16 protein-coding genes and 1 tRNA gene are annotated in these 25,870 nt (G+C 43.3%); 9 read left to right on the top strand and 8 right to left on the bottom strand.

Annotated features, from left to right (window positions below; all coding sequences use genetic code 11):
* Nucleotides 1–9: 9 nt before the first annotated feature.
* From BSHG_RS00880 to pckA, 5 genes are all read right to left on the bottom strand, one after another.
* Entirely contained in the window at nt 10–1,827 is a 1,818-nt protein-coding gene (locus BSHG_RS00880; RefSeq protein ID WP_008661597.1) for a right-handed parallel beta-helix repeat-containing protein, read from the bottom strand.
* A 227-nt stretch (nt 1,828–2,054) separates the two neighbouring features.
* Nucleotides 2,055–2,534: a DUF5018-related domain-containing protein gene (locus tag BSHG_RS00885; RefSeq protein ID WP_005791963.1), complete on the bottom strand. Its 480-nt coding sequence runs from the start codon at nt 2,532–2,534 to the stop codon at nt 2,055–2,057.
* 42 nt (nt 2,535–2,576) lie between these two features.
* Entirely contained in the window at nt 2,577–4,430 is a 1,854-nt protein-coding gene (locus BSHG_RS00890) for a RagB/SusD family nutrient uptake outer membrane protein (RefSeq protein WP_008661596.1), read from the bottom strand.
* Between the two features lie 29 nt (nt 4,431–4,459).
* The gene (locus BSHG_RS00895; protein ID WP_005797388.1) at nt 4,460–7,615 is read right to left on the bottom strand and encodes a SusC/RagA family TonB-linked outer membrane protein; all 3,156 of its coding nucleotides are present in this window, start codon (nt 7,613–7,615) and stop codon (nt 4,460–4,462) included.
* 1,197 nt (nt 7,616–8,812) lie between these two features.
* Nucleotides 8,813–10,420, bottom strand: coding sequence for a phosphoenolpyruvate carboxykinase (ATP) (gene pckA, locus BSHG_RS00900; protein WP_005791971.1), 1,608 nt, complete (start codon nt 10,418–10,420; stop codon nt 8,813–8,815).
* Between the two features lie 264 nt (nt 10,421–10,684).
* Between pckA and upp the strand changes: the two genes are divergently transcribed.
* From upp to BSHG_RS00915, 3 genes are all read left to right on the top strand, one after another.
* Nucleotides 10,685–11,338 (top strand): uracil phosphoribosyltransferase, encoded by a 654-nt coding sequence (gene upp, locus BSHG_RS00905; protein WP_005791972.1) that lies wholly within the window; start codon nt 10,685–10,687, stop codon nt 11,336–11,338.
* 233 nt (nt 11,339–11,571) lie between these two features.
* Nucleotides 11,572–12,333 carry a glycerophosphodiester phosphodiesterase family protein gene (locus tag BSHG_RS00910; protein ID WP_005803918.1) on the top strand — a complete coding sequence of 254 codons (762 nt, stop codon included), beginning with the start codon at nt 11,572–11,574 and terminating at the stop codon, nt 12,331–12,333.
* A gap of 465 nt (nt 12,334–12,798) precedes the next feature.
* On the top strand, nt 12,799–14,379 hold the full coding sequence (locus BSHG_RS00915; RefSeq protein ID WP_008661595.1) for a hypothetical protein: 1,581 nt from the start codon (nt 12,799–12,801) through the stop codon (nt 14,377–14,379).
* Between the two features lie 238 nt (nt 14,380–14,617).
* Here BSHG_RS00915 and BSHG_RS00920 read toward each other — a convergent pair whose 3' ends face one another.
* Complete coding sequence (locus BSHG_RS00920) at nt 14,618–15,628, bottom strand: 2-oxoacid:ferredoxin oxidoreductase subunit beta (RefSeq protein WP_005791975.1); 1,011 nt, start codon at nt 15,626–15,628, stop codon at nt 14,618–14,620.
* A 3-nt stretch (nt 15,629–15,631) separates the two neighbouring features.
* Nucleotides 15,632–17,482: a 2-oxoacid:acceptor oxidoreductase subunit alpha gene (locus BSHG_RS00925; protein WP_005791976.1), complete on the bottom strand. Its 1,851-nt coding sequence runs from the start codon at nt 17,480–17,482 to the stop codon at nt 15,632–15,634.
* 506 nt (nt 17,483–17,988) lie between these two features.
* On the opposite strand from BSHG_RS00925, the gene BSHG_RS00930 reads away from it, so the two are divergent.
* Nucleotides 17,989–18,060, top strand: a tRNA-Arg gene (locus BSHG_RS00930).
* Nucleotides 18,061–18,447: 387 nt separating this feature from the next.
* Nucleotides 18,448–19,689 carry a site-specific integrase gene (locus BSHG_RS00935; protein WP_008661594.1) on the top strand — a complete coding sequence of 414 codons (1,242 nt, stop codon included), beginning with the start codon at nt 18,448–18,450 and terminating at the stop codon, nt 19,687–19,689.
* A gap of 246 nt (nt 19,690–19,935) precedes the next feature.
* Here the strand turns inward: BSHG_RS00935 and BSHG_RS00940 are convergent, their stop codons facing one another.
* On the bottom strand, nt 19,936–20,823 hold the full coding sequence (locus tag BSHG_RS00940) for a helix-turn-helix domain-containing protein (RefSeq protein ID WP_005791978.1): 888 nt from the start codon (nt 20,821–20,823) through the stop codon (nt 19,936–19,938).
* 382 nt (nt 20,824–21,205) lie between these two features.
* On the opposite strand from BSHG_RS00940, the gene BSHG_RS00945 reads away from it, so the two are divergent.
* The 4 genes from BSHG_RS00945 to BSHG_RS00960 all read left to right on the top strand — a co-directional run bounded on the left by BSHG_RS00945 (nt 21,206) and on the right by BSHG_RS00960 (nt 25,725).
* Entirely contained in the window at nt 21,206–21,766 is a 561-nt protein-coding gene (locus BSHG_RS00945) for a DUF3575 domain-containing protein (protein WP_008661591.1), read from the top strand.
* A gap of 33 nt (nt 21,767–21,799) precedes the next feature.
* Nucleotides 21,800–23,515: a hypothetical protein gene (locus BSHG_RS00950; protein ID WP_008661590.1), complete on the top strand. Its 1,716-nt coding sequence runs from the start codon at nt 21,800–21,802 to the stop codon at nt 23,513–23,515.
* Between the two features lie 79 nt (nt 23,516–23,594).
* Complete coding sequence (locus BSHG_RS00955; RefSeq protein ID WP_008661589.1) at nt 23,595–24,659, top strand: hypothetical protein; 1,065 nt, start codon at nt 23,595–23,597, stop codon at nt 24,657–24,659.
* Nucleotides 24,660–24,741: 82 nt separating this feature from the next.
* The gene (locus tag BSHG_RS00960; protein ID WP_008661588.1) at nt 24,742–25,725 is read left to right on the top strand and encodes a FimB/Mfa2 family fimbrial subunit; all 984 of its coding nucleotides are present in this window, start codon (nt 24,742–24,744) and stop codon (nt 25,723–25,725) included.
* Nucleotides 25,726–25,870: the final 145 nt, after the last annotated feature.

Raw genomic sequence — 25,870 nt, 5'->3', positions numbered from 1 at the left:
CGTAAGGGATTATTTGATCGTTGTTTTCAGGTCTTTTCTTTTCATATTCTCTGTTTTTATACTCTGCCGGGGAGTCTCTCCTTCGAATACGGTGCCTTCTATCACTGCCTTCTTGCAGCCGTTCAGATAGAAAACGTACGGATTGCCGGATGCGGCAGGAAAAGTTTCCGTGCGGCCGATGGTGTTGTTCCTGAACAAGAGTCCTGCCGTACTCTTGGCGTAGAGCACCGGGTAGTCGAATGTTCTGAACGTGTTATCCTCTATGCGGATGTTCTGGTGTACCGGGCGTTCGGCATCGATGATTTTGTTGGAAGGATGTATGGCGATCACAGCATGGCCGGGGCCTCCATTATAGGCACAGTCTATAAAGGTATTGCCTTTGATCAATACATCTTTGACCGGTCCCGATTCGTACCAGCCTTCGGCGTCGGCCTCAATCAGTATGGCGCTCATGCCCGTTTTGTAATACGTATTGTTCTCTATCACCACCTTTCTTGGAGTGGTGACCAGAGTTCCTCTTGTACTGGTTCGTGTGAAGTAGCAGTTACGTATTTCCACTTCGGGGGTACAGGTCATGTTCTCTACGCAATCGTGATTGAGCTCCAGGCTTGTCGGAATGTCCCGGTCGAAACGTACTTCCACTATTCTGTCCGATATTCGCCTTACGTCCCTGACCGTTGCCGAGGCAAAGCGTTCCATGGTGGCTGCCCGGACAAAGGCGACGGTATCTCCCTTGAAGTAAGCATTGAATCCATAGCTCTGTCCGTGCATGAAGCGTAACTTCAGGGTTTGCGCATCTATTTTCTCAAGGGCGCGCAGGTTGGTTCCGTGCACATTGACCGGATCGTCTTGTGCTCCGGCAAAATAACAACTGTCTATGATTACTTTTCCTTTACATCCCGAAAAGTGCATCATATCCGCTGAGGCTGCCAATAACCTGCCGCTATCGGGGCGGGGAGCACACTTGACTCTGTCCATCGTTATGTTTTCGGTATACTGGCTGACGATGCCCAACCCGTGCATGTAGTGCATCTGTAGCCTGCTCAGCGTGATGTTTTTGCTTTCAAGAATGAAAAGCCCCACCTGGTCGCGGATAATATCGCGGACGGTCAGTGTGTTTCCTGCTTTGGGCATAAATTCCGCCGGGGTATTGAAGCGGACGATGCCCGGAGCAATCTCTCTGGCATCGGATGCCGACAGTGTATTCCACCCCTGGCTGTAGGTGAAAGATTCCGTATCCGGGTCGTACTCGATGCAGTGATTCCTGTTGGAACGCCATCCCTCGCCATACAGCCGGATCTTTCCGTTCACAATCTCATAACGCGTATCGCGGTGCAGGGTTACTTCTGTTTCTCCTCCGGTCACTTTCCGGTATTGAATCTCAGATCCTGCAGGACGTTCAAAGTCGATGTGCAGGTTGTTTATTCTCACCCCGTTGCAATGTTCCAGGGCGATGGTCGTCATTTTCCCATGATACATCAGGGTGGCTCCGTTTCCTTCGATGGTCAGGTCATCGATTTCATGGAGCATCAGTCCCACGGTCTTTACTTTTGAGGGACATTCCTGTTCGGTGGATGTATTCGATATGTAGTATTCTTTGCGGGTGGCTCCTTCGGGCCAGATGTCATAGCGGCCTTCGGGCAGCGATAGCACTTTGGCTCCCGTGCGTTTACATTCGTCGATGGCAGCCTGTATTTGTGTAACACAGTTCTCGTACGAGTAGGGGACTGCTCCGAAGTCGGTGACGTAGACAGTATCTTTCTGCTGTGCATGGGCGGCAGCGTAAAATAAAAAGCAGGCGGGTAGGATGTGCAGATACTTTTTCATGGTATGTAGTCTCTTGCTTTAAATGTATTATTGAATAAGATGAATTGGGTATCCAAAGGTATATGATTTTTTTGTATTAGTGGATCACTTGAGGCTAAATAGAAGCCGCCGGGTTACTATTTATTTCCATAAATATGTTTACCCGACGGCTTCAGAGAACATCTGATAATTAAGCAATACTTACCTATTGAATCTGTGACTTCTACGAGTCATAATCGAGTGGGGACTTATTTATTCAGAGTAACTTTCACTGTCCAGATTTTCTTTGTACCGTCGGCAGCCATTACGCTGTATTTATGCTCCCGGGTCCAATCGGCAGGAACACCGAATTTGGGTGAACCGTCCAATGGGGTGACGCGGGCGGCGGTAGATACATTGACGTAAACCACGAGGTTACTCAATGACACTTTAGCGCGTTCGGCCTCTGTGAATTTGCCCCCTGCGGCAGGAATTGTAAATACGGCAGTGGCTACACCGTGCTCCGAGTCGATATTGTTTGTACGGTCCAGCTCTTTTTCGGCTACAATGTTTTCTCCCGTGATGGCATCCTTATCACCGGAGTAGAAGCGGTGATAAGCACCTACTTTGGTTATTTCCGCCTCTTCGTAGGCGGGCAGATCTTCTTTACTGCAAGAACTGATGATGGGAACACACATCAGCAGCAGTAACATAAACCATTTAGTATCTGATAATTTGATTCTCTTCATATTATTTTCTTCTTAATTTATTTAATGAATGAACTGTTAGGTTTACCATCCCGGGTTCTGGTCGCTGTCATTGATGGCGGAGTTGGCATTGATGATGCTTTGTGTGATCGGGAACAGGTAGCGTTTCTTGGAGAATGTACGGTCGGCATTGGTATATCCTACAGTACCTACAAACATGCGATGTCTGTCTTGGCTGATCTCAACAAAGGTGGCCGGTGAACTCAATTCCGGAATGATGTCTCCTGCGGGTTTCCCGTGATTGGCTTCGCCGCCGTACATGCCCCAGCGTAACAGACTCCAGTAGTAATCGCCTTCCAGAGCCAGATCTACGTGACGTTCAATCTTATAATCGTGCCATGCGTCGGCCAGTGAAGTGGCGATGGAAGGAGGCAGATTGCCGTGAGTGGTACGTGTCCGGTTGAATGTGGCTACCGCATTGCTCACTTTGGAGGCATCGTATTGGGCCAGTCCGAGCAAGGCTTCGGCCTTATTCAACAATGCACGTCCGTAGCGGAAGATGACATAATGGTAGTCGGTCGGATTGTTCCAGAAGACGCGTTCGGCATTGACATAGATATATTTGCGCCAGATGTAGTTCGTTATGGGGATGTATCCGTTGCCCGGTGTCTTACCGTCTACGGCTGTCCTATGCAGGTTTCCGCCCTTATGAAGAGTGATCAGCTCATTGTAGAACATGCACGAATCATACTGGATGGAGTGATAGAAGCGTTGGTCACGGTTCTTGTACATAAAGTCATTGATCTGCACGTCCGGAGCGTTGCTGTTTGTCTGATATGCCAGGCTGTTGTCATCCAGCTCCTTGGCATCTACAGCCATGTCGGCTACGTCGGCATTGGATAATGGTGTCGTGTTGTTCACGAACTGGGTCGACTCATTCCATTTCACTCCTTGGTTGGTAATCTGGTCTATTACTAAATAATCGTCCACCAGATTCTGGGAAGGTGAGTGTTCCAGCCAGCATTCAAACACCAGGTCCTGATTGAAGAACGGACGTCCTCCGTAGTCTTCCAGGCGTTTGTTGCTCTGGTTGGGAAGCATCTCCTGCATAAGTGTACCTGCACCGTTGGTGTTATCCTTGCTGTAATATTGTGCCAGAATGATTTCGGGAGATGTCCTGGCACCATCCTGGTTGAACATACTGCCGTAATTGCTGTCCAGTGTGTATCCTTGTATACCGTCTACTGCAGCTACGGCCTGTTCGAAGAGTGACTTCTTGCGGGTGTCGTCTGTGCTGTAGGCAGCAGCTGTCAGGCATACTTCTGATTTCAGCGCACGGGCTGCATTGGCATTGATACGCCCTTGCAGGGAGGTTTCGGGCAGTCCTGCGATGGCATCATCTATATCTTTCAGGATCAGGTCGTACGTTTTGTCGATAGATTCTGTGAGCGGTAAGTTGAATTCATCCGTTTCAGCCAATACATGGTCTACCCAGATCACACGTCCGCAATGCTTGGCAATATAATAATAGGTCATTGCACGCAGCATCTTTCCTTCGGCTACCAATGCTTTTTTATCTGCATCGGACAAACCTGTAGATGCTTGCGATTTTTCGATGATCAGGTTACATCGGCGGATGGTGCCGAACTGGTTGAATCCCCATGACCAGTCACGGTTCATAAGATCTCTGGCTTCATTCGGGCAGTTCTGGCGCATGACCGAATTCAAGGTCCATTGCTCCTCCGTGCGGATATCGTGATAGAAGGGGAGGACATTGTTGTAGGTTTGCAATACAAAAGCGTCCGCTGTCGATTTTAGGCTCCAGACGAGGTCTTCCGAATAAGATTCCATAGGCTTCGTATCCAGGAAGTGTTCACAGCTCTGGAGTGTCAGTGCTGCGCAAAAGAGCGCAGGAGTGATGTATTTTATGAATTTCATATATTGTCTTCTTTTTAAGTTCATACTATTTAGAATCCTACGTTGACACTGATGGAGTATACTCTTGAAACCGGATAGGTGTAGAGGTTGCCGTCGCCGATTTCCGGGTCGATGTCGAACTTATTCGCTTTGCTGAAAGTCAGTAAGTTATAACCATTCAGAGAAACGTTGCATTTATTCATCCATGCCACTCTTTTGAGTAGTTTATGTTTGAAGTCGTAGCCGATGGATAATGTCTTCAGGCGAAGATAGCCTGTGTTGATCAGCCAGAAGTCTGAGCTGCCGTAGTTGTTACTGCCGTTGTAGCTTGCCGTACTTCTCAAACGTGGATAGCGGGCTCCCGTATTATTCGGAGTCCATACGTCGGTCTGGAAGTCATAGATAACAGGAGGATAACCGCTGCCGCTTTGGCTTCCCTGAATCATACCGCCCATATAAAGGTCGGCCGGAGTAGCTCCCTGCCACAGCATGTTCATGAACCAGCCTTTGTAGTTCAAGTCGGCACTGAAGCCGTATTGGCCGCGGGGCATACTGTTTTTGCCGATGCGGTGCTGGTCGGAACCGTCAATGATACCGTCGCCGTTGAAGTCATTGTATTTCAGGTCGCCTGCACCTAAGTTGACGGAACTCTGACGTTTGGGTGAGTTCATGATGTCTTCCTGATTCTGATAATAGCCCAGGCAGTCGTATCCGATACCCCAATATCCTTTGGCTTGTGTAGTACGTTTGTATGGGTTCTTGGTATCGGTTTCCGCTTCGTTCGGATTGATGTTCCAGTATTGGTCGAAGTAGGTGAAATTGCCCGAAAGTGTGTATTCAAAATCACCTCTTTTCTCTTTCCATTGCAGGATGAACTCGGCACCTTGGCGGATGAACTCGCCATTTGACTTTACTTGGGGTAATGCGATGCCCAACGGGTCGGTATAAGCTACTGCCGACGGAGAGGTCAGATAACCTTTGGTGCTCTTGCGGAAATAGTCTACAGAACCCGAAAGACGGTTGTTGAGCGATCCGAAATCGAATCCGATGTTAAAGTCGCGGGTAGTATACCAGGTAATGTCTTTGCTGACCAAGGCACCTTCGGAAAATCCCGGATACCAACTTCCGTTAAGCAGGTAGCCACGGTCGTTCAGTCCGTATGATTGCAGGTAAGCATAGCGTCCGATGGCGTCTGAACCGATCTCGCCATAAGAAGCTCTTACCTTGAACTGGTCGAAAATATGACGGTCTTTTAATGTCTGCCAGAAACTTTCTTCCGAAATGACCCATGCAAGAGAGCCGGCATAGAATGTTCCCCAGCGTTTACCTCGCGGGAAATTGTCGCTACCGTCGTAACGGAGGCTGGCCTCGGCCACATATTTGCTGGCATAGTCATATTTCAGTCGGGCTACTACACCGGCACGCGCTTCTTCACCTTCCGAAGAACTGTTTTTGGCTGTAGATACAGGACCTGCACCGATCTGGTCTACGTCCAGCAAATATTCTTCGCGGGATAACGAGGCATCGTCTTTAAAGAGTTTATAGGCTTCGATACCGGCTGTGGCGCTGATTGTGTGTACCTGATTGAAAGTACGGTCATAATTGGCAAAGCCTTGCACGGTGTACGATGACCAGTTTGAATAAGACTTGCTCAGTGAAGGTTTGCCGGGATCGTTGGGGTTGCCATCCCAATCGTATGCTAAAGGTGATTTTTTCCAACTTTTTGACTTGTCGTTGTTGATGCGGTAGTTACCCAGTGCTTTCAATCGTAGGCCCGGTACATAAGGTACGCTCCACTCCAGTGCGAGGTTTGCTATGGCACTGAGGTTTTCGTTTTTAGTGTATCCGGCGTCGGGGGAGATCTCCATCAATGGGTTATCCGGTGTGTTGAATATTTGTCCGTTCGGATTGTATGCTATTTCCCAGGGGGCTTTATTCTGGATGTGTCCCCAGGTGTGATAATAGCTGTCTCCCGATTTGGCATTAGGCGATCTTAAGTCCGTTTTGTAAGCTTCGATGCTGGAAGTTACTTTCAAACCTATTTCTTTGAAATCTGCTACGATATTTGTGCGGAAGTTGTAGCGTTTGAAACTGTTTACATCGAACTTATAGAGTGACTTCTGATCGTAGAACCCCAAAGAGGTATATGCTTTTATCTTTTCGCTACCACCGGTGACAGTCAGGGTATGTTGCATTTCCGGTGCGAAGTTCTTCAAACAGAGTTTTTGCCAGTCCGTATTAGGATATCTGCGTGGATCTGATCCGTTGCGGAACAGTTCCAGTTCATCGTCCGTATAGGCCGGTGCCAATCCGTCATTGGTCATACTCATGTTCTTGTAGAAGGCTGCATCGTGGGCATCCAGCTTATTGGGCATATTGGCAGGTTGGCTCCAGTTATAGTTAAAGTTATAATTGACGCTCATTTTCCCTGCTTTGCCTTGCTTGGTTACTATCATTACGATACCGTTGGCGGCACGTGCTCCGTAAACGGCGGTAGAAGCGGCGTCCTTCAGGATTGTGATCTGATCGATGTCTTCAGCATTCAGATTGCGGAAATCCCGCTCTTCGGAAATCACATCGTCTATTACATAAAGCGGAGTGCCCCCTCCACGGATAGAGACACTGGAAAAGTTATTCAGACCGCCTCCGCTGGTTGTGACCAACAGACCGGGAGCACGTCCTGCCAGGCTTTGGGTGATGTTTGCCGTCGGTGCTTTGATAATGTCTTCTGTATTGACACTGGCAATAGCGGCGGTTGTTTTACGTTTAGAAGTCGTACCGTAACCTACTACGATGACTTCATCCAGCGTTTTAGTGTCTTCTTCCATCGTGATGCGTAAATCTTTGGATTTTCCGACAGCGACTTCTAAGGGCTTGTATCCGATGTAGCTGATTTCGAGTACGGCCTTGTTGGGGACATTCGGTATCATAAACTCTCCTTCCATATTGGTGATGGTACCGATAGTGCTTCCTTGTACTTTTACCGAGGCACCGATGATGGCCTCTCCGCTCTCATCGACTATTTTACCTGTTATTTTCTCTGTTTTACTCTGCTGTGTGGCTGTGACAGCATTTTTTTCATAACTGTCTGCTACGGCAATTTGTGATGTCGTGCAGAATAGCAGGAGACTGATACCTGCTATCTTCAAAAAGTTGATTTCTCGAAGGCATGTGTGCTTCGGAAATTGGCAAGTTCTTTTTGTCATACATTAAATTATTCGGTTAAACATAAAATGTGATTTGGAGGATATAGATCAGACTGTCTAATCTACATCGGTTTGAGGGGATTTTTTCAGGTTCTCATAGGCATTAGCTTTTGGTTTATAATATTAAGTCTGTTCAATAACCTTGCTGAACTATGCTGATTGCTATCTGGAAAAAATAGAGCTACATGAGATAGGTTCTTTCAGTACTTTTACCATCTGTATTAGATTGATTATTAATGGTGTACTAAACGGAGTGTAAAACGGTGAAGATGCTTGGTCGAATATTTTAATGCTTCTGAGTGGGAGGTATAATACCTATTTTCTACCTTTTACTTATATATGCATCTGAAATATAGTTGATTATTGTTTATGGGAAGAGTTGTGAACGCTATCCGCATGTTTCTTCTGCCATCTCAGTGCTAACCGGATAAATAAAAATCTTAATTCTATTAAATCTTTATTATATAAATTATGTTGGTATAAAAAAATATAGTAAAAAGTTGCGGGGATATTAACTTCTTATTATCTTTGACCCCATAATAAATACTAATAATTGCAAATGCAATGGTTAACTGGTCCTAAGAGCTATCTGTTGTCTTTTCGTATAATTCCTAAGTACTGAAAGAACTTAGCCGACTTTTCCGTTGAAATGTTTATCACTACTTTTATTATATCGTTTATCAGGTTGTTGATTTTGCCAATGGGCTGATTGTATTCTGGGAAATTAAATAATTCCATTCTTTACGCAAATTTCATTCTTTGTATGATTTATTTCGTCTCCGTACCGGGGAATTGTATCGTTCGGTTGATTTTTTCTTTTGATCTCGAAGCGAGAGGTACTTATCAGAATGATAATTATGTCTTTGAAGAACAAATGGATGATATCTTTCAGTAATAGGGCTCTTTTCTATCTGACATATTGAAAATCAGTAAGATGAAGAATGTGCATTGGGTTGTTGAAATACTTGTTTTAACATGGTCTTAAAATAAGTGTTTTGATGACAGATAACAAATCTTTTAGGCGCAAAAGACTTGTTGTTTGCATATAGGAAGAAAGTGATATGCAAGCGGCATTAACAATGTTAATTGAGAAGAGATTTTTTAGTCGGTAGGTTCTTGTGCGGTACAGGACAAAAAAGAAAGGCGACCCTTTGCAGAGTCGCCTTTCGATTATTTAAAGTTGTTAACTTTGTCTGATTAGAGTTTCGGACCAGCAGCAACCAACTTCTTACCAGCTTCGTTTCCAGTGAACTTAGCGAAGTTCTTGATGAAGCGACCGGCAAGGTCTTTTGCTTTTTCATTCCACTGTGCAGGATCAGCGTAAGTATCACGAGGATCAAGGATCTTCGGATCAACACCCGGAAGTTCTGTAGGAACAACAAAGTCGAAGAAAGGAATAACCTTAGTAGGAGCTTTGTCGATAGAACCGTCAAGGATAGCGTCGATGATACCACGAGTATCTTTGATAGAAATACGTTTACCGCTTCCGTTCCATCCTGTGTTAACCAAGTATGCTTTAGCACCGGTCATTTCCATCTTCTTAACCAATTCTTCTGCATATTTAGTTGGGTGCAATGATAAGAATGCAGCACCGAAGCAAGCAGAGAATGTCGGAGTCGGTTCAGTGATACCACGTTCTGTACCAGCCAATTTAGCTGTAAATCCAGACAGGAAGTAGTACTGAGCTTGTTCCGGGTTCAAGATAGATACCGGAGGCAATACACCGAAGGCATCAGCTGACAAGAAGATAACTTGTTTAGCGTGAGGACCTTTAGACACCGGTTTAACGATGTTTTCGATGTGGTAGATAGGATAAGAAACACGAGTGTTTTCTGTTACTGATTTGTCAGCGAAATTGATTTTGCCATCAGCAGCTACTGTTACGTTCTCCAACAGAGCGTCACGTTTGATAGCGTTGAAGATATCCGGTTCGCTTTCTTTATCCAGGTTGATAACCTTAGCGTAGCAACCACCTTCGTAGTTGAATACACCTTCGTTGTCCCATCCGTGTTCGTCGTCACCGATCAATTTACGTTTCGGGTCAGTAGACAAAGTAGTCTTACCTGTACCAGACAAACCGAAGAAGATAGCAGAGCTAGTTCCTTCCATATCTGTGTTAGCAGAGCAGTGCATAGAAGCGATACCACGAAGCGGGTTCATGTAGTTCATGATTGAGAACATACCTTTCTTCATTTCACCACCGTACCAAGTATTCAGGATAACTTGTTCTTTAGTCTTCAGGTTGAAAACTGTAGCAGTTTCTGAGTTCAGACCCAGTTCTTTGTAGTTATCAACTTTTGCTTTAGAAGCGTTGAAGCATACGAAATCAGGTTCTCCGTAGTTAGCAAGTTCTTCAGCTGTCGGGCGGATGAACATGTTAGTTACGAAGTGTGCCTGCCAAGCTACTTCCATGATGAAACGTACTTTCATGCGAGTACCTTCGTTAGCACCACAGAAAGTATCAACAACGAACAGGCGTTTGTTAGAAAGTTCTTTAACGGCTTTAGCTTTCAGGTCAGCCCAAGCTTCTTCTGAACAAGGTTTGTTGTCGTTCTTGTATTCTTCAGAAGTCCACCATACTGAATTTTCAGAAGCTTCATTCTTAACGAAGAATTTATCTTTAGGAGAACGGCCTGTGTAAACGCCAGTCATTACGTTTACAGCACCCAATTCTGTTACTTGACCTTTTTCAAAGCCTTCCAGACCTGGTTTTGTTTCTTCAGCGAACAAAACATCGTAAGACGGGTTGTGCAGGATTTCAGTTACACCTGTAATACCGTACTTGCTTAAATCTAAATTTGCCATTTTCTTTTGAATTAATTAAAATTGGTATATTGTTTATTATCTCTTTCTGGCGTTCGGAATGGAATGTTTTTAAACATCCCCTTGTAAATCGACTACAAAAGTAATGCTTTCTTTGGAAACAAAGAATATATTAGAGAAATTTTTCTTTAATAGAAACCGTTTTATGTTTACGTAACAATATCTGCAAACTGAACGTTGCAAATTGAAAGATTATCACTTACTTTGCACCGTATAAAACCTGAATATTAAAACGCAGTTGAAAAGATGAAGATTATTAATTTAAGTGAGACAGACTCAATATTGAATCAGTATGTATCAGAGATAAGGAACGTTGAGGTTCAGAACGACCGTTTGCGTTTTCGTCGCAACATTGAACGTATCGGCGAGGTAATGGCTTATGAAATGAGCAAGACGTTTGCTTATTCGGTGAAGGAGATACAAACTCCATTGGGGATAGCACCTGTCAGAACACCGGACAATCCATTGGTTATTAGTACGATTCTTCGTGCCGGGTTACCTTTCCACCAAGGATTCCTGAGCTATTTCGATTATGCCGAGAACGCTTTTGTTTCTGCTTATCGTAAGTACAAGGATACGTTGAAATTCGACATACATATTGAATACATCGCTTCACCGCGTATCGACGGGAAAACTCTTATCATTACAGATCCGATGCTTGCCACCGGCGGAAGTATGGAACTGAGTTATCAGGCCATGTTGACGAAGGGACATCCGTCTGAAATTCATGTTGCTTCGATTATTGCCAGCCAAAGGGCTGTCGATCATATAGCCAGTATTCTGCCGGAGGATAAAACTACAATCTGGTGTGCAGCTATCGATCCTGAGATAAATGAACACTCTTATATTGTTCCCGGATTGGGTGATGCGGGTGATCTTGCTTTTGGCGAGAAAGAATAAACCGGTCAGATAACTGATTGTAAGACAACCTGTCTTTTTGCTCCCGGAATGTGGATTGGGGAGAAAAAAGGCAGGTTGTTTTTTATAAAATGCTTTCTGAAGGTAAACAAGCAAGGAGAGATTTGTGTATCTTTGCCGCTACTATTATAAAACATTGATAGAGTATAGTCAGAGTGGAAAAAAAATTTTCTAAGATATTTTCAATAGTCGTTTACGCATTCTTAGCTTTATGGATGGGAGCATGTAAGAGTGAACCTGTCCGCTTGCCGGAACTGAGCGGACACCGGGGAGCGGACTGTATTGCTCCGGAGAATACGCTGGCTTCGGCGGATTCATGTATAAAGTATAAGATTGACTTCATGGAATGTGATATTTGTATCAGTAAGGACAGCGTATTCTATTTATTGCATGATTCTACCTTGGATCGTACGACGAATGGAACCGGGCTGATTAGAGAGTGGCTTTCGGCAGACATCGATACATTGGATGCAGGTTCATGGTTTGGCGAAAAGTTCAGCGGACAGTGTGTTCCCCGGTTGGACGTTTTATTGCGGAAGGCTAAACAGAACGGTCTGAAGCTGACGCTCGATTATCGTACGGGAGACTTTGGACAGTTGCTGGATCTGGTTCGCAGGGAAGGAATGTTAGAGAATTGTACATTTACTTTCTGGTCGGACAAGGAGGCAAAAGCTTTTCGCCAAGTGGCTCCTGAAATTCGGACATTACAGGCGTATGTAGGAGGTGGTGCCGAACTTGATAAGGTTATAGCTGAAATAAATCCCAATATTGCGGTTATTCGGATCGATTCACTGGATAAGCTCCTGGTGGAACGGTGCCATAAGAAAGGATTGAAGGTGCTTGCATTGGCACTGGGTACTGACGATGTAGAAGAGTCTGACCGGAAAGCTATTGAACTCGGGGTGGATGTGCTGGCCACGGACAGACCGGAGCTGTTTGTAAAGAAATACAGACCAGAGCATACATGGACAAAATGATCCGGGTATTCCGGCATATACAGAATAGAAACAATGCGCTTCCCTTCTCTGATAATTGAAAAGGCGTCTTACTCTTTTGCGCATATCATTGGGGGGCTTGTCGTATTCATAAAGACCGAATGTGGAGTAATCTTGGATTTTGACAGTACTCCTTTTTTACAGGATGCTATCATGCGGAATCGGATTTTTCCGCCTCGATAAAGTGAGGCGTTTACTACAAAGCAGATCGGGCACCACCTTATATATCAACAACTTTATCCTAAGGCGGATAAGAATCATATCAAAGTTTGAAGAGAATCCGGATACTTTCTAAAATATAGATTAGCAGAAATATATTTCCCTGTTTATTTGTGTATCTTTGCTTCACTAACTTGTTACCTCAGTGAGACACTTTCTTTTTTGTTAATATGGTATGGGCGTTATATTTAAAGACAGGAAAATATCATGAATAATAAAAGAAAAAATATGAGTATATATATAACAGTCCTGTTATGGGTTTTGATTCCATTATTGATAATTAACGGGCTTATTTTCTTAACTAGTGATATGCTCAGTGTTTTTGTCGGGGGGATGTTATCCTTAAAGTTGCTATGTTATAGCCTTTTCTTTTCATATAGTTTCTTGCTTGGATATAAGGCACAAACAGGAGGTGGTATTATTATTCTTGTACTTTTGCTGATTTTAGGGTTTTTTTTATGGCAATCATTTATTAGTTGGGTTGAACCCGGGACGTTGTGGCGGGAAGCAGTGGGTGCCATTATATTCTTGGGAGTAATTCTCTCTGTCGGGATTTTATGCCGCTATGGCATTAAAGCCGGTGGACTTCTTCGTTTAAGTTCGATTTTGGCATTTGCCATCGTAGCGTTTGTTTATATTACAGTCTGTTTGTCGACAGTATGTGGTGCTTATTCTCCTATACCTGAAGAACTCTTCTGGAAAGATGCGTATCCGGAGAAGGGGAAAAATGGTACTGTCTTTTTTCATCATTCGAAACTGCATATAAATCCCTTCGATTCGAGAGTAATAGGTGTTTTTCGTCTCAATGATAAAAAAGAGTATGTCGGTTATAGTGCCAGCATGTATGAGAGTCATGAAATAGTCAATTCGGGATTTAAAGTGGATGACACGATAAAAGCTTCAACATGTGACTTTATACATAGTAGTTATGAGCCATTATTGAGTAACTTTATGTCCGATTGCCAAGATGCACTCTATATGAAAGAAGGAGATTATTGCGTGTTTCTATATACTGAAAAAGGAGCGCTGTACAGAAAAGAGTTTGATTATCATCGAAATGGGATTGTGAAACAAGCACGTACTTATACGTATGACCGGGAAACCGGATTTCATATTGAAAGAGAGAAAACAATAGAATTTGACGAACTAGGTTTCTGCGATAAATCAGGCCGGGTAAGATGGAATATAAAAGATTTCCATCAAACAGATACAGTGATAGATATGGAATCTCGTTATGGGCAGGCATACGATCCGGCGGCAAGAAATAGAAAATACGCTTTACCCCAACAACTCATAATAGACTCTTTTGTTACTGTTGAAAGTAAGACTGCTTCTCCCGATTCATTGAGAAAATATAGTAGCCTGGATTTTCCGCTGGATGAATACTATAAATTAGGCGGTGTGAATGGGCATGCAATATCGGTATATGTAAATACGGACGAATATAAATGGCGTAAGATATATTTGTCTGATTTTACTCAGTTAGGGAACGTGGAGCAAATGTATTCTTTTATAGATGCTTTGGAATTGAGTTGTTTGGATACCGGGATGTGGGTGAGAATTGGCGAGCAATCAATGGTTGTGGGTGAAGACGATGAATGTTGCAGCTTTGTACTGAAAGAAGTTGTCAAAGGTGGTAAGGCTCTGGCATTGTATTTCTTTGATGACTATGCGGTTACGACAGATTCGAGATTCTGCTTTTATTTTAATCCCTCTATTCATAAAGACATGGAGATACAGAAAAGAGCCGGGGCGGCTTGGAATGAAATGAAAAAGATCTTTATGGAATATAAAGAAAAAGAGAATTAACTCTCTATTCTTCAATTGTAATCGCTTTTTCTGCCAATGTTGTAATGTGTTCATTTTCCTAATCCCAACGTAGCAAGATCATTCAGACAGGGGGCATCTGAGAAAGATTTTTGTCGAAGTTATTGTTAATTGCCGGTCATTTTCCGCGATACGGATTAGAGCCGAATTAAAAAAGAAAGGAGTGTCACAAACGTTATATGACACTCCTTCTTACTTTATAGGGATTAACAGGGGGATTTTATTTTACTTCCCATGTTTCATTGGTCATCAGCAATTCCTGGAAATTATGATACTTCTTTTTGGCTTTCACTTCATCAATCTGCTCGGCGACTGCATCGTTATAGGTAGGAGCTTCCACATCACGGATCACACCGAGTGCGATTGGGAAATCCGGTCCTTCCATTAATGCCAGTTTCAGTTGCAACGTATTATCCATGCTGTGAGCATTGTGGATAAGAATGTCTTTTTCTGTCACGCCGTTCTCACCTAATTTTACCACTTTCAAGCCGAAACCTTCCTGCATCAGGCCGAACTCTTTGTTTTCGCCGAATAACATCGGTTTGCCGTGTTCCAGATAGATTGCGTTTTTAGAACGTCCTTCTTTCGTTGCGACCGATTCGTGTGTGCCGTCATTAAAGATGACGCAGTTTTGCAGAACTTCCACAACCGATGCTCCTTTATGGTTGGCTGCGGCTTTCAATACTTCGACAGAAGCCGGTCCGTCTACCGCAACACAACGTGCGAAGAAACGGCCACGTGCGCCGAAACAGAGTTCTGCTGGGTGGAATGGATCTTCTACAGTGCCGTAAGGAGATGATTTGCTGACGAATCCGCGGTCGGAAGTCGGGGAATACTGACCTTTGGTCAACCCGTAGATGCGGTTGTTCAATAAGATCATATTCAAGTCGATGTTACGGCGTACCGCATGGATGAAATGATTACCGCCAATGGCCAGACCATCACCGTCACCGGAGATTTGCCAGATGGTTAAATCCGGATTAGCTACCTTGGCACCTGTCGCAACAGCGGCGGCACGCCCGTGGATGGTGTGGAAGCCGTATGTGTTGACATAATAAGGTAGGCGGGAAGAACAGCCGATACCGGAGATCACGGCAATGTTGTGCGGAGCTACTCCCAGTTCGGCCATAGCCTTGTGCAAGGAGTTCAGGAAAGCATGGTCACCGCATCCCGGACACCAGCGAGGCTGACCTGATTTATAATCTTTTGCTGTATATACTGTTTCGCTCATCTCTTATTCCTCCAATAATTTAGTGAATGCTTCTACAAGTTCTCTCGTAACGAACGGCTGGCCTTTTACCTGGTTGAACTGGCTGATATTCAGTCCGGGTACTTTCATGCGCAGATATCCTGCGAATTGTCCCAAGTTCTGTTCGGCTACTACAATCTTTTTATACTTTTTCAGTATTTCGGCTGTGTTCTTAGGCAGCGGGTTGATGTACTGGAAGTGAGCGAGTGCCACTTTCTTTCCATTTTTGCGCATATGCTCTACAGCCGAATAAAGATGGCCGTAAGTACCACCCCAGCCTACTACCAGCAGGTCGGCATCAGCATCGCCTTGTACTTCCTGTTCAGGAATACTGTCGGCTATCTTGTCGACTTTGGCCTGACGCAGAAGTGTCATTTTCTGGTGATTTTCCGGTTCTGTGGAAATAACGCCTGTTTCACTGCTCTTCTCGAGCCCACCTATACGATGCATGAATCCTTCGGTCCCGGGAACGGCCCAATAGCGTACGCCGGTCTTTTCGTTACGTTGGAACGGGGTCCATGTACCAATCATATCCGGTGTTACATACGGCGGATTTATAGCCGGGTACTCATCCATGTTGGGTAGTTTCCATGCGGCAGAACCGTTTGCGATAAAGGCATCGGTCAGCAGTACTACCGGAGTCATGTGTTCAAGAGCTATTTTAGCAGCCATATAAGCAGCATCAAAACAGTTGGTGGGTGAAGTAGCTGCAATGACAGGCATCGGACTTTCACCGTTACGTCCATAAAGGGCTTGCAACAGGTCTGTTTGTTCCGACTTGGTCGGCATACCGGTAGAAGGGCCTCCACGCTGTACGTTGACCACAACCAGTGGTAATTCGGCAATGACAGCCAGGTTCATGGCTTCACTTTTCAGGCAGACACCCGGTCCTGAAGTAGTCGTTACAGCCAGATCGCCTGCAAATGCTGCACCTACAGCCGAAGCGCATCCGGCGATTTCATCTTCACATTGAACGGTTTTCACGCCCAGCGATTTATGTTTGGCGAGCTCGTGCAGGATATCGGTAGCCGGAGTGATGGGGTAAGATCCCAGATAAAGTTCCAATCCCGCTTTTTCGGCAGCGGCGATCAAACCGTATGAAGTGGCTTTGTTACCATTAATATCGGTATAGAGTCCTGCGGCTTTCGGCGTTTTACTTTCAATCTTGTAAGTGGAAGTAGAGGCATGTGTGTTGGCTCCATAGTTGTAGCCGTCATTTAGCACTTTGATGTTGGCAGCGGCAATTTCCGGTTTTTTTGCGAATTTCTCGTTCAGCATTTTTTCGGCAGCAGACAGGTTGCGGTTGAATAACCAGCATACTAAACCGAGAGCGAACATGTTTTTGCAACGCAACATGGCTTTGTTGTCCAGCCCTGAATCTTTGAGGCTTTCTTTACACATCGACGAGATGGGGACTTCAAGCACTTGCTGTGTGATTCCCATTTCTTCGAAAGGATTGCCTGTCTTGAACTGTGCTTTTTCCAAGTCTTTTTCTCCGAAAGAGTCGGAATCTGTGATGACCAGCCCCTGCGGTTTGCAGAATTTAATTTGTGTTTTCAGTGCGGCGGGATTCATAGCTACCAATACGTGGCAATGATCACCCGGAGTGAATATCTTACTTGCACCGACGTGTACCTGAAAACCTGATACGCCCGTCAGTGACCCTTGCGGAGCACGGATATCTGCCGGATAATCGGGAAATGTACAGATGTCATTTCCAACCGTAGCCGACACGTTCGAGAAGATGTTGCCGGCCAACTGCATACCGTCGCCGGAATCGCCGGAGAAGCGGACAACCACTTCTTCCAATTCTTTAACCATCATTTCGTCTGCCATAATTCTATTTATATATTTAAATTTAGGATTAACATGAACCGGTGTTAGTGTGTTCTTTGAATATTAACCACCAGCGTGTCTTTTTTGTTTGTCACTTTCCTGTATATGTGGCAGGCAAAGTTCGCAAAGTTAAGTGACTTAACAAAATCTTTTCTGATTTATCTGTGGGGCTTTGTTAAAAGAGAGCTGTTTTATTGCAATTTTGTTCTCTGGAGTAAGCAAATTGTCTACATTTTGTTCAGATATGGGCTCTGACTACAACAGTTTGATATCTCTGTTTAGATCGTTTTTTGACTTATTGCTTTCTAATTCGTTTAATAGATAGATATCTGTCTGTATTTTATTTGAATTTTCTTTCACTTTTGGCGTCTCTTACCCTATTCTACTATCTCTCTTCTATCTTATGGATTAAATGAATGTGTTTGCTTCTTCTTCTTTTATAAATCTGTTCTTTCGGGTTTGCCAAATCAGGAGAATACGCTATCTTTGCAGCCGATATCTATCATGGCCCTGTAGTTCAACGGATAGAATAGATGTTTCCTAAACATTAGATAGGGGTTCGATTCTCCTCGGGGCTACAATGATAGAAACGCAGTTAATCAATAGCGATTAACTGCGTTTTTTGTTTGGATCCACTTTCCTTTTTGTGATGACGGACTGGATGTGATTTATACCTTATTATATATGTATAGCCGATTTATATTGATGTGTGTCGTGTTCTACAATACAAGGGTATTCTCAGTTTGGAGATTTCTCAACTTTTCAAATGATAATAAGGATGATACATATCATTCCTTAGATTCGATACCCGATTATGATATGCTATTTATTCATTTTATGTTAATTCAGTTCTTATCTATAATTCTAATTCATCTATTTTCTTTTTTATTTGTTATAGGGACGTTGAGAATTTCTATTTTTGCATTTTATATTTAATATAATGAATCTATAAATAATAATTTATTTTGGAGAAGAAAATTGGAAAGTTAAGTATCAGGGTGTTGTTGAATACCCATCGTAGAAATGATTGTGAGATTTATCCTCTGATTATCCGTGTGGTTTATCACAGGCGTAAAAGTGAGTATTCTCTTGGGTGGAAGATTCATACTTCTAATTTCTCTGCAGATCGTGAGCGTGTTGTCTATTCATCAACCGGTAATCTTAAGCGCAAGGATCTGGGACTTATCAATGATGCCATTTCTCAGGAGCGTGAACGATTGCTGAAGATTTTTGCTTTTCTTCAACAGAATATGCCGGGGTTCAGCTTATCTCAGTTGATGGATAAGTATCGTATGGAGCGCAATTTGCGTTATGTCGATGCTTTTATTGTGCGTGAGATAGAGAGGCTTCGGCAGGAGGGGCGTTCTGGTACTGCCGGCCTGTACCTTAGCGGATTGTACTCTTTACGACGTTTTTTGCGTGGTCAGAAGATTACGTTTCGCGAGTTGACTTATTGTTTTCTTACGGATTATATTCATTTTCTACGTATGCGCGGTATCTCTGAAAATACTGTGAATATGTATATTCGCAATCTCCGCGCTGTCTATAACAAAGCCCAAAAGCAGGGGATAAATATGGGGTGTGAGTCTCCCTTCCGGGAGCTTAAGCTTCAAACTCAGGAGACTGCGAAGCGTGCGTTGTGTAAGCATGATATTGCCCGTATAGTATCTGTTGATCTTTCCTCCGAACCTTTATTGGATCGTGCCCGGGATCTTTTTATGTTTAGTTTCTATGCCCGTGGTATGCCTTTTGTCGATATTGTCTTTCTTAAACATGACTCGATAATTAATGGAATCATTTATTATGAGCGTAATAAAACGGGGCAACGCATGCAAGTCCGTGTGATTCCTCCTCTCGTAGCTCTGATTGAGAAGTATCGGAGTTCTTATCCGTATGTATTGCCGTATATAACGTCTTTTTCGGACCGTACGTCTTATATGCAGTATCGTTATGCATTGGGTAATGTTAACCGCCTACTCAAACGGTTGGGCAGGCGATTGCACCTGCCTCTTGTACTGACTACCTATGTTGCCCGCCATAGCTGGGCGACTATTGCCAAAGAGGAGGGATTTTCTATCGCATCTATCAGCGAAGGGCTTGGGCATACTTCTGAGGCAACGACCCAGATTTATCTTCAGTCTTTTAATAGTGAGGTCATTGATAAGATTAACGAGCAAGTCGTAGCCTCCATAGGAAGGCATATCTGATTGCTTTTTGAAAAGGTATATCGTGTGTAAGCAGGTATTTTAAATGATTTGTCCCGTTTGGGACCTCTGCTGTTCCATCTATCTCAATAGGATAGATAACGAGGGTAAAACCCTGACAAAACATGCTTTCTGCTCTTTCAACTACAAAACTCTACTTTAGTGATTCTTGTTTGACAGGGCAAAGATAATGCACCTGCAAAAAGAATCACTTATCCAAAGCAACCATTTACTTCACCTTTTCCGAGATTATATTTTAAGATTCTGATTATCAATATGCTTGTCTTTGAGCTGCCTGACCAACTCTCTTGGGGAATTACCGAAATTCTTTTTGCAGTATTTATTGAAACTGGCCGCTGAAGAGAAGCCGAATTCATACACAATCTCTTTTACACTGGCTCCGGGTTGCGCCAACCGATAAATAATTTTCTTGTTTTTTTGTTTCAGCAACCATGAATATACTGATTCGCCAAATTCTACCTTGAACTTTCTGGCAAGATCGGTAATACTCATTCCCATTGCCTGTGCTAATTCCTCACGATTGTTCACGCGATCAACATGCAGTAAAACAGCAGCTTTGAAGCTCATATTCGTTCCTATGATTTCATGAAATAAATTTACTATTTCCTGTTTGCTATAGCTTGTTCTCAAAATAATAAAGAGTTCTTTCTCCTTAATGGAGTGCAAATGCTTACAGTTGACTCCGGCTCTCAGGTAGGCATCCATTAATTCCAGAAATAAGTTCAGCGGGTGGCGTACCGATAGTATTCCGACCTCTTCAGATGCTTCTCTCACTTCTTTTAGATAGCTCTCTAACATGTGTTTCTCACATAGTTTAATGTCATTGTATAGGAAGCTCATATAAATGTAGCGTCCGGGGACTCGTACCTGTATCTCGTAAGTGGATAATGCCGAGATGAAAAAGAATTCCTGGGCTATTACCCTTTTTATTTTGCCTTCTTTGGGAATAATCTCCACTTCACCTTCAAGAATGAAGATCAGGAAATTAGTTTTAACAGATAAGGTCTGACTATTGAAGTTACTGCCGCTTGTAAGCGTTCCAATCCCGAATCCCTCATACGATTCACTTTTATAATTGGTGCATGAGATGTGCTCTTTTTTGTAATGTAGTTTCATTTTTAGTTTTGTAAATTATAGCTTGATATATTTATGTTTTTATTAAAATGTTTCATAATATGTTTCGCCGGATTTTGATATAATATATTATTATACAGCGATCTATTTAAAATCGACATGTGCCTATCGCATAGAAAAACATTTGCTGAAACAATATTATGTATATAACGCTGATAATCAGGAGTACTTTCTATCACTATCTATCCTATTGAGATAGATGAACTTGATCTGTGTAAGAAGATTAAAATAGATGTTCTATGGTTTTTGTAACCGTAACAATTGAATCTTGATGTGGTTCGGTGGAGGAGTATAAGATATTGCGGATTTTATGTATCCGATAAGTCTAATGTTTTTTTTAAGCAAAACAAGTTGAATAATAGTTATGGCGTTTAAGCGATCTGTGTTTCTCTTTCTGTTGGTTGTTTCTTCTACGTTTTTAGGGGTCGAAACAGCTCGTGGGCAGGTTTATTCTTTGCAAACTAATGTTTTGGGTTGGGGTACTACCAATATGAATCTTGAGTTCGGGCTGAAGTTTTCCCATCGTTGGACCTTCCACTTTCCTCTTCAATATAATCCCTTCTCTTTTGGAGATGCGAGACTTCGCAATTTGTCTGCTTCTCCCGGAGTGCGTTATTGGATCCGTGAATCTTATGGGCGTTCTTATTTTCTTGGAATTCACGGAGTGAGCACCATGTATAATGTCGGTGGAGTTTTTGGCGATAAATATCGTTACGAAGGCTACGGTTTTGGAGGCGGACTTTCTTTGGGGTACAATCGTCCTCTTTCTCCTCATTGGAATTTAGAGTTTGAGGCAGGTCTTGGGGTCTTGTGGACCCATTATGATAAATATGTTTGTAAGGCATGCGGGCAGAAAGTGGCTACTTTTAAGGGAGCACGTCTGATTCCGACCAAGTTGGCAGTGAATATAGTCTATTTATTCTAATTCTATTAATCTCATTTCTTATTCTGTTGTAAGATGATACATCAAAAAAAGTTCGTCACTATATCGATAGGGTATCGTATCTATAAAATGTTAGGGGTGCTCTGTCTCTGTGTGCTGGTATATTCATGCGGTTCAAAATCTCCTTTGACTATGCGTTTGTTTATGCAGGCTGGCGGAGCTACTGTCGAGCTGCCGAATACTTCTTCTGCGGATAGCGTTTTTGCAGTCTCCGAAACTGTCGGTTTCCGGGATAGTGTGGTTGTTGACAATCCCGTTTCTTCGGTTGATTCTCTTGAAGAAGATATCTGGAAATCAATTGATATGGATCGCATTGATATTGTTGCTCAGCGTAAAAGTATAGAGCGAATCTTGGAACGTAATGGCGAGGTCACCCTGATGTTTTATGTAAAAGCTCCTAAAGTCCTATTGGACAGTTGCTGGAAGTTGACAATGTACCCGGAACTGATAGAAAAAGACTCTTCTGTTTTGCTGTCTCCTGTTATTCTGCGGGGAAAAGAATTTATCCGTACACAGGAAAGCCAGTATAAAGCATACGATGATTTCCTAAAGGGTATTATACCGGAGAGTAAATATGACAGTGCTTTTGTGGATCGTGAAGGTATCCGCAAAGATATTTTTGCACGGCAGAGGCTTTTCTGGAAGGTCTATGAAGCAGAGCGACGTAGACGTCTGGCTTATCTGAAGTGGAAGACACTTATGGATAAGCGTCATGGATGGATCAGTACGAAAGCAGAGGGAAACCGTAATACTTTGAAGCAACGTATGCAGCGTAATGTCTTGGAACGCAGCGTGGAAAAATTTATCGCCGGTTATGATACGGTTGGTATACGTGCTTCGTACCAGAAAAAATACGATCGCCGTACGGATTTTTGGCCGGCTTATCGTTTTCCTCGTGCAATGACAGTTAAAGATGTTCCTTCCCGCTTTCAGGAACTTTATCTGTCCGGTGGGCGTCTTGAGGATATTCGTAACTACAGTTTCACTCGCCGGGATTCTATTGAGATCGCTTCCCATCGCTACTTCCGAAAAGCGATTGCAGAGAATGAATATAACCGGGATCATCAGGATTTGATTCGTGACCGTATTATCCGCTTCCCTTATGCTGACAGTGCAATGGTCAATCAAACAGCTGATCCTTCGGAAGACTTCTCCTATCTGTATATGTATCGCATCCCGGTACGTGAGGGAATGAAGAAATTACATATAACTCTTCGGGGAAACGTGCTCGCTACGGACCATAGCGTATGGAGTCTTCCTCCGGCGGATACATTGACATTCGTAATTGCGTCTGTTGCCGACTTGGCTGATGCTACTCTGGCGCGTCGTTTTGATATAGCGGGTGACAGTGTGAACCATCTTACTCCTGAGCGTGAGGAGTATGCCCAAGGACTTGAGGCCCTGTCCAATCGTGAATATCAGAGAGCTTTGGGTATCCTGGAGAAATATCCGGACTACAATACAGCTGTTGCCTTGACTTGTTTGGGCTATCATGCAAAGTCGGAAGATTTGTTAAAGCAACTGCCTCAAACAGCTGCGGTTGAATATCTCCGAGCGATTGTGAATGTGCGCTTGGAAGACTACCAAGCGGCAGCAGAACTTCTGTTGGAGGCATGCCGTAAAGATACTAAATATGTATACCGTACAGAAATGGACTCTGATATTACAGCACTTCTTCCCAGATTTATGGGCCTGAAGGAGGAGCTGGAGCGAATAGCTTCTGAAGAGTAAAGTACACTATACTTATACCTTAATACTATAAGAAGTTTAATGATTCTTTATTTATTGTTGAATTTAAATTTTTATTAAAATGAGAATTACAAAATCGATTCTGGCCTTAATGGCTGCAACCATGACGTTCGCTGCATGTAGCAACGATGAAAAAATTACGGAGAGTACTCCTAAGACGGTAGCTTTAACTGTGAAGCTGCCAGAGTTCGGCGGAGCTTCGAGTAGAGCTATTGATCCTGAGACTACTACGGGGAATAAAGTGACTATTAATGGACCTGTAAAAATTATCGCACGTGTTTCACAAGGTGGTGCAATTACCAATACAATTAGTGAAAACATTACAGCTGGTTCAATGTCCACTATTACAGTTTCTGGTGCGGCACAGTGGATTGAGGTAGAGGCTAATGGTGATAATAGTACTGAAACTGATAATGTAAACACTCGTCAAGGATCAGCTACATCAAGTAAAGTGCGTTTGTTTGGAGGAGCAACGATAAATCCAGGAAGTGGTGGAAATGCAACTTGCACTCCGACAATAAACCCTGATATGGCGCGTGTGGAAGTAAAGGGTAGTCTGGCCGGCCCCTGGACACATCTGAATGATTTAAAGATAAAGGGGATTTACATTAATAATGTTAAGCTTACCAGAGGTGCTTCTTCATTGACCAGAATTGTGTCGGCTGCCTGGGGTACGGATTATGCTCCATCCGGTCAGTTTGAGAAAATGTTTAATACTGATTTAGGAGCAGGTGTAGGAACTGGAGTGGCTCAGATTGCGGGTGGACAAGCCGATGGATATAACTTCTTCCCTCAGCAAGATCTTTCTTCTCCTACCACAAAGGAAGATGTTATGAAGAAATCGATCCATGTTATCATGGAAGTTGAGTTTGATAAGAAAGTTGGTGGCTCAGGTCCGGAAACCGGCTGGCTTAATGTGGTTGCTTTAAAGGATAATACAGCTACTAACTATATTACAGACTTTGAAGCCGGTAAGGTATACTTTATTAACCTTGCCGATATCAAGGATATTATGGATGTTCCGGTTCCTCCTGTAACTCCGGACCCCGATCCGGAAACTGTTTCTGTAGATCTTACTGTAAGCATAGGTCAGTGGACTGTAGTTCAGGTTAAGCCTGAAGTTTAACTTTACTCTGTCTTTTTCCGGTGCGGGAAATACCCCGCACCGGATACAATTTGAATGTTTCTTATTTTATATTAGTTGATATATGATATTTGTCGGGAAGAAAAACAGCACTTCGTTTTTTCTACTTATTTCACTCATTTTAGGACTGGCTCTCTATACAGCCTTATTTAGCAGTTGTGTTTACGAGGACTTGAGTAAATGTTCACGGATGTTTATGTTACAGCCACGTTATCTTTTGCATACGGGTGAAGGCGATCGTTTTGGAGAAGCTGTCCACCATATAGATGTGTATGCGTTCGACTCCCTCGGCATTTATCGCAAAATGTTTCGGGACAAAGGAGCACATTTGAAGAATGGCTACCGGATGCCTATTGACCTTCCTGAGGGGAAATGGACCCTTTTATGCTTGGGAGGTAAGGTTGGTGATTACGAGATTGGCATTTTTAAGACAGGTATTCCTCAACAGTTTAGCCCGGCTGTCTCTCCGGGGATTACCACTCTTTCGGATTTTCGTGTAAAAGCGTATTTTGAGCAGAAAGAAAATTTGGAATACTCACTTGGTGAGTTGTTCTTTGGGCGCCTGGACTCCGTGGAGATCACAGCTGATAACGGTGGGACAGGTGTAGTAGACTTAATGAAAAACACGAATAAGATAGAAGTCCGTGTGAAGGGAATCGCTGATGGTTCATCAGCCCGTATCACCTCTGATAACGGACGCTTTAACTCAGAAAATGTTACGCCGGCCGATGCCGGTACGATTATATATGTTCCTTATTATAGCGCATCTCAAGCGGATGATACCCGTGTTTTCCAGTTTGATGTATTGCGCCTGTATACTGACGGGCATCTGTTCCTTAAATTGCTGAATCCCGATGGAACAGATGTTATTCCGGGATTTACAAAAGATTTGATCAATGCTATTATGTCCTCTCCCGCATACCATACTCAGGAGGATTTGGATAGAGAGGATACCTATCTGATTGAATTGGTGCTTTCTAAAGACGGAGTCATTATCTCTTTGCGGGTAAATGGCTGGGAAACTGTCAGTACTACTCCGGAGGTCTGACAAGGAAAGTGAGAATTCAAACGGAGTGGCTACGAATGTTTTTATGGGTAAATAGAATTTGTTTTTTAGAGTGAATTCGTGCCTCTCTCGTGTTGGAAGGTTGTTTTGTCGTCGGGATGAAGCTACTTTGTCAGGACAAGGTAGG

Source organism: Bacteroides sp. 3_2_5, from assembly GCF_000159855.2.
In the GTDB taxonomy this organism is placed as follows: domain Bacteria; phylum Bacteroidota; class Bacteroidia; order Bacteroidales; family Bacteroidaceae; genus Bacteroides; species Bacteroides fragilis.
This window is presented reverse-complemented; position numbering and strand designations above follow the sequence as displayed.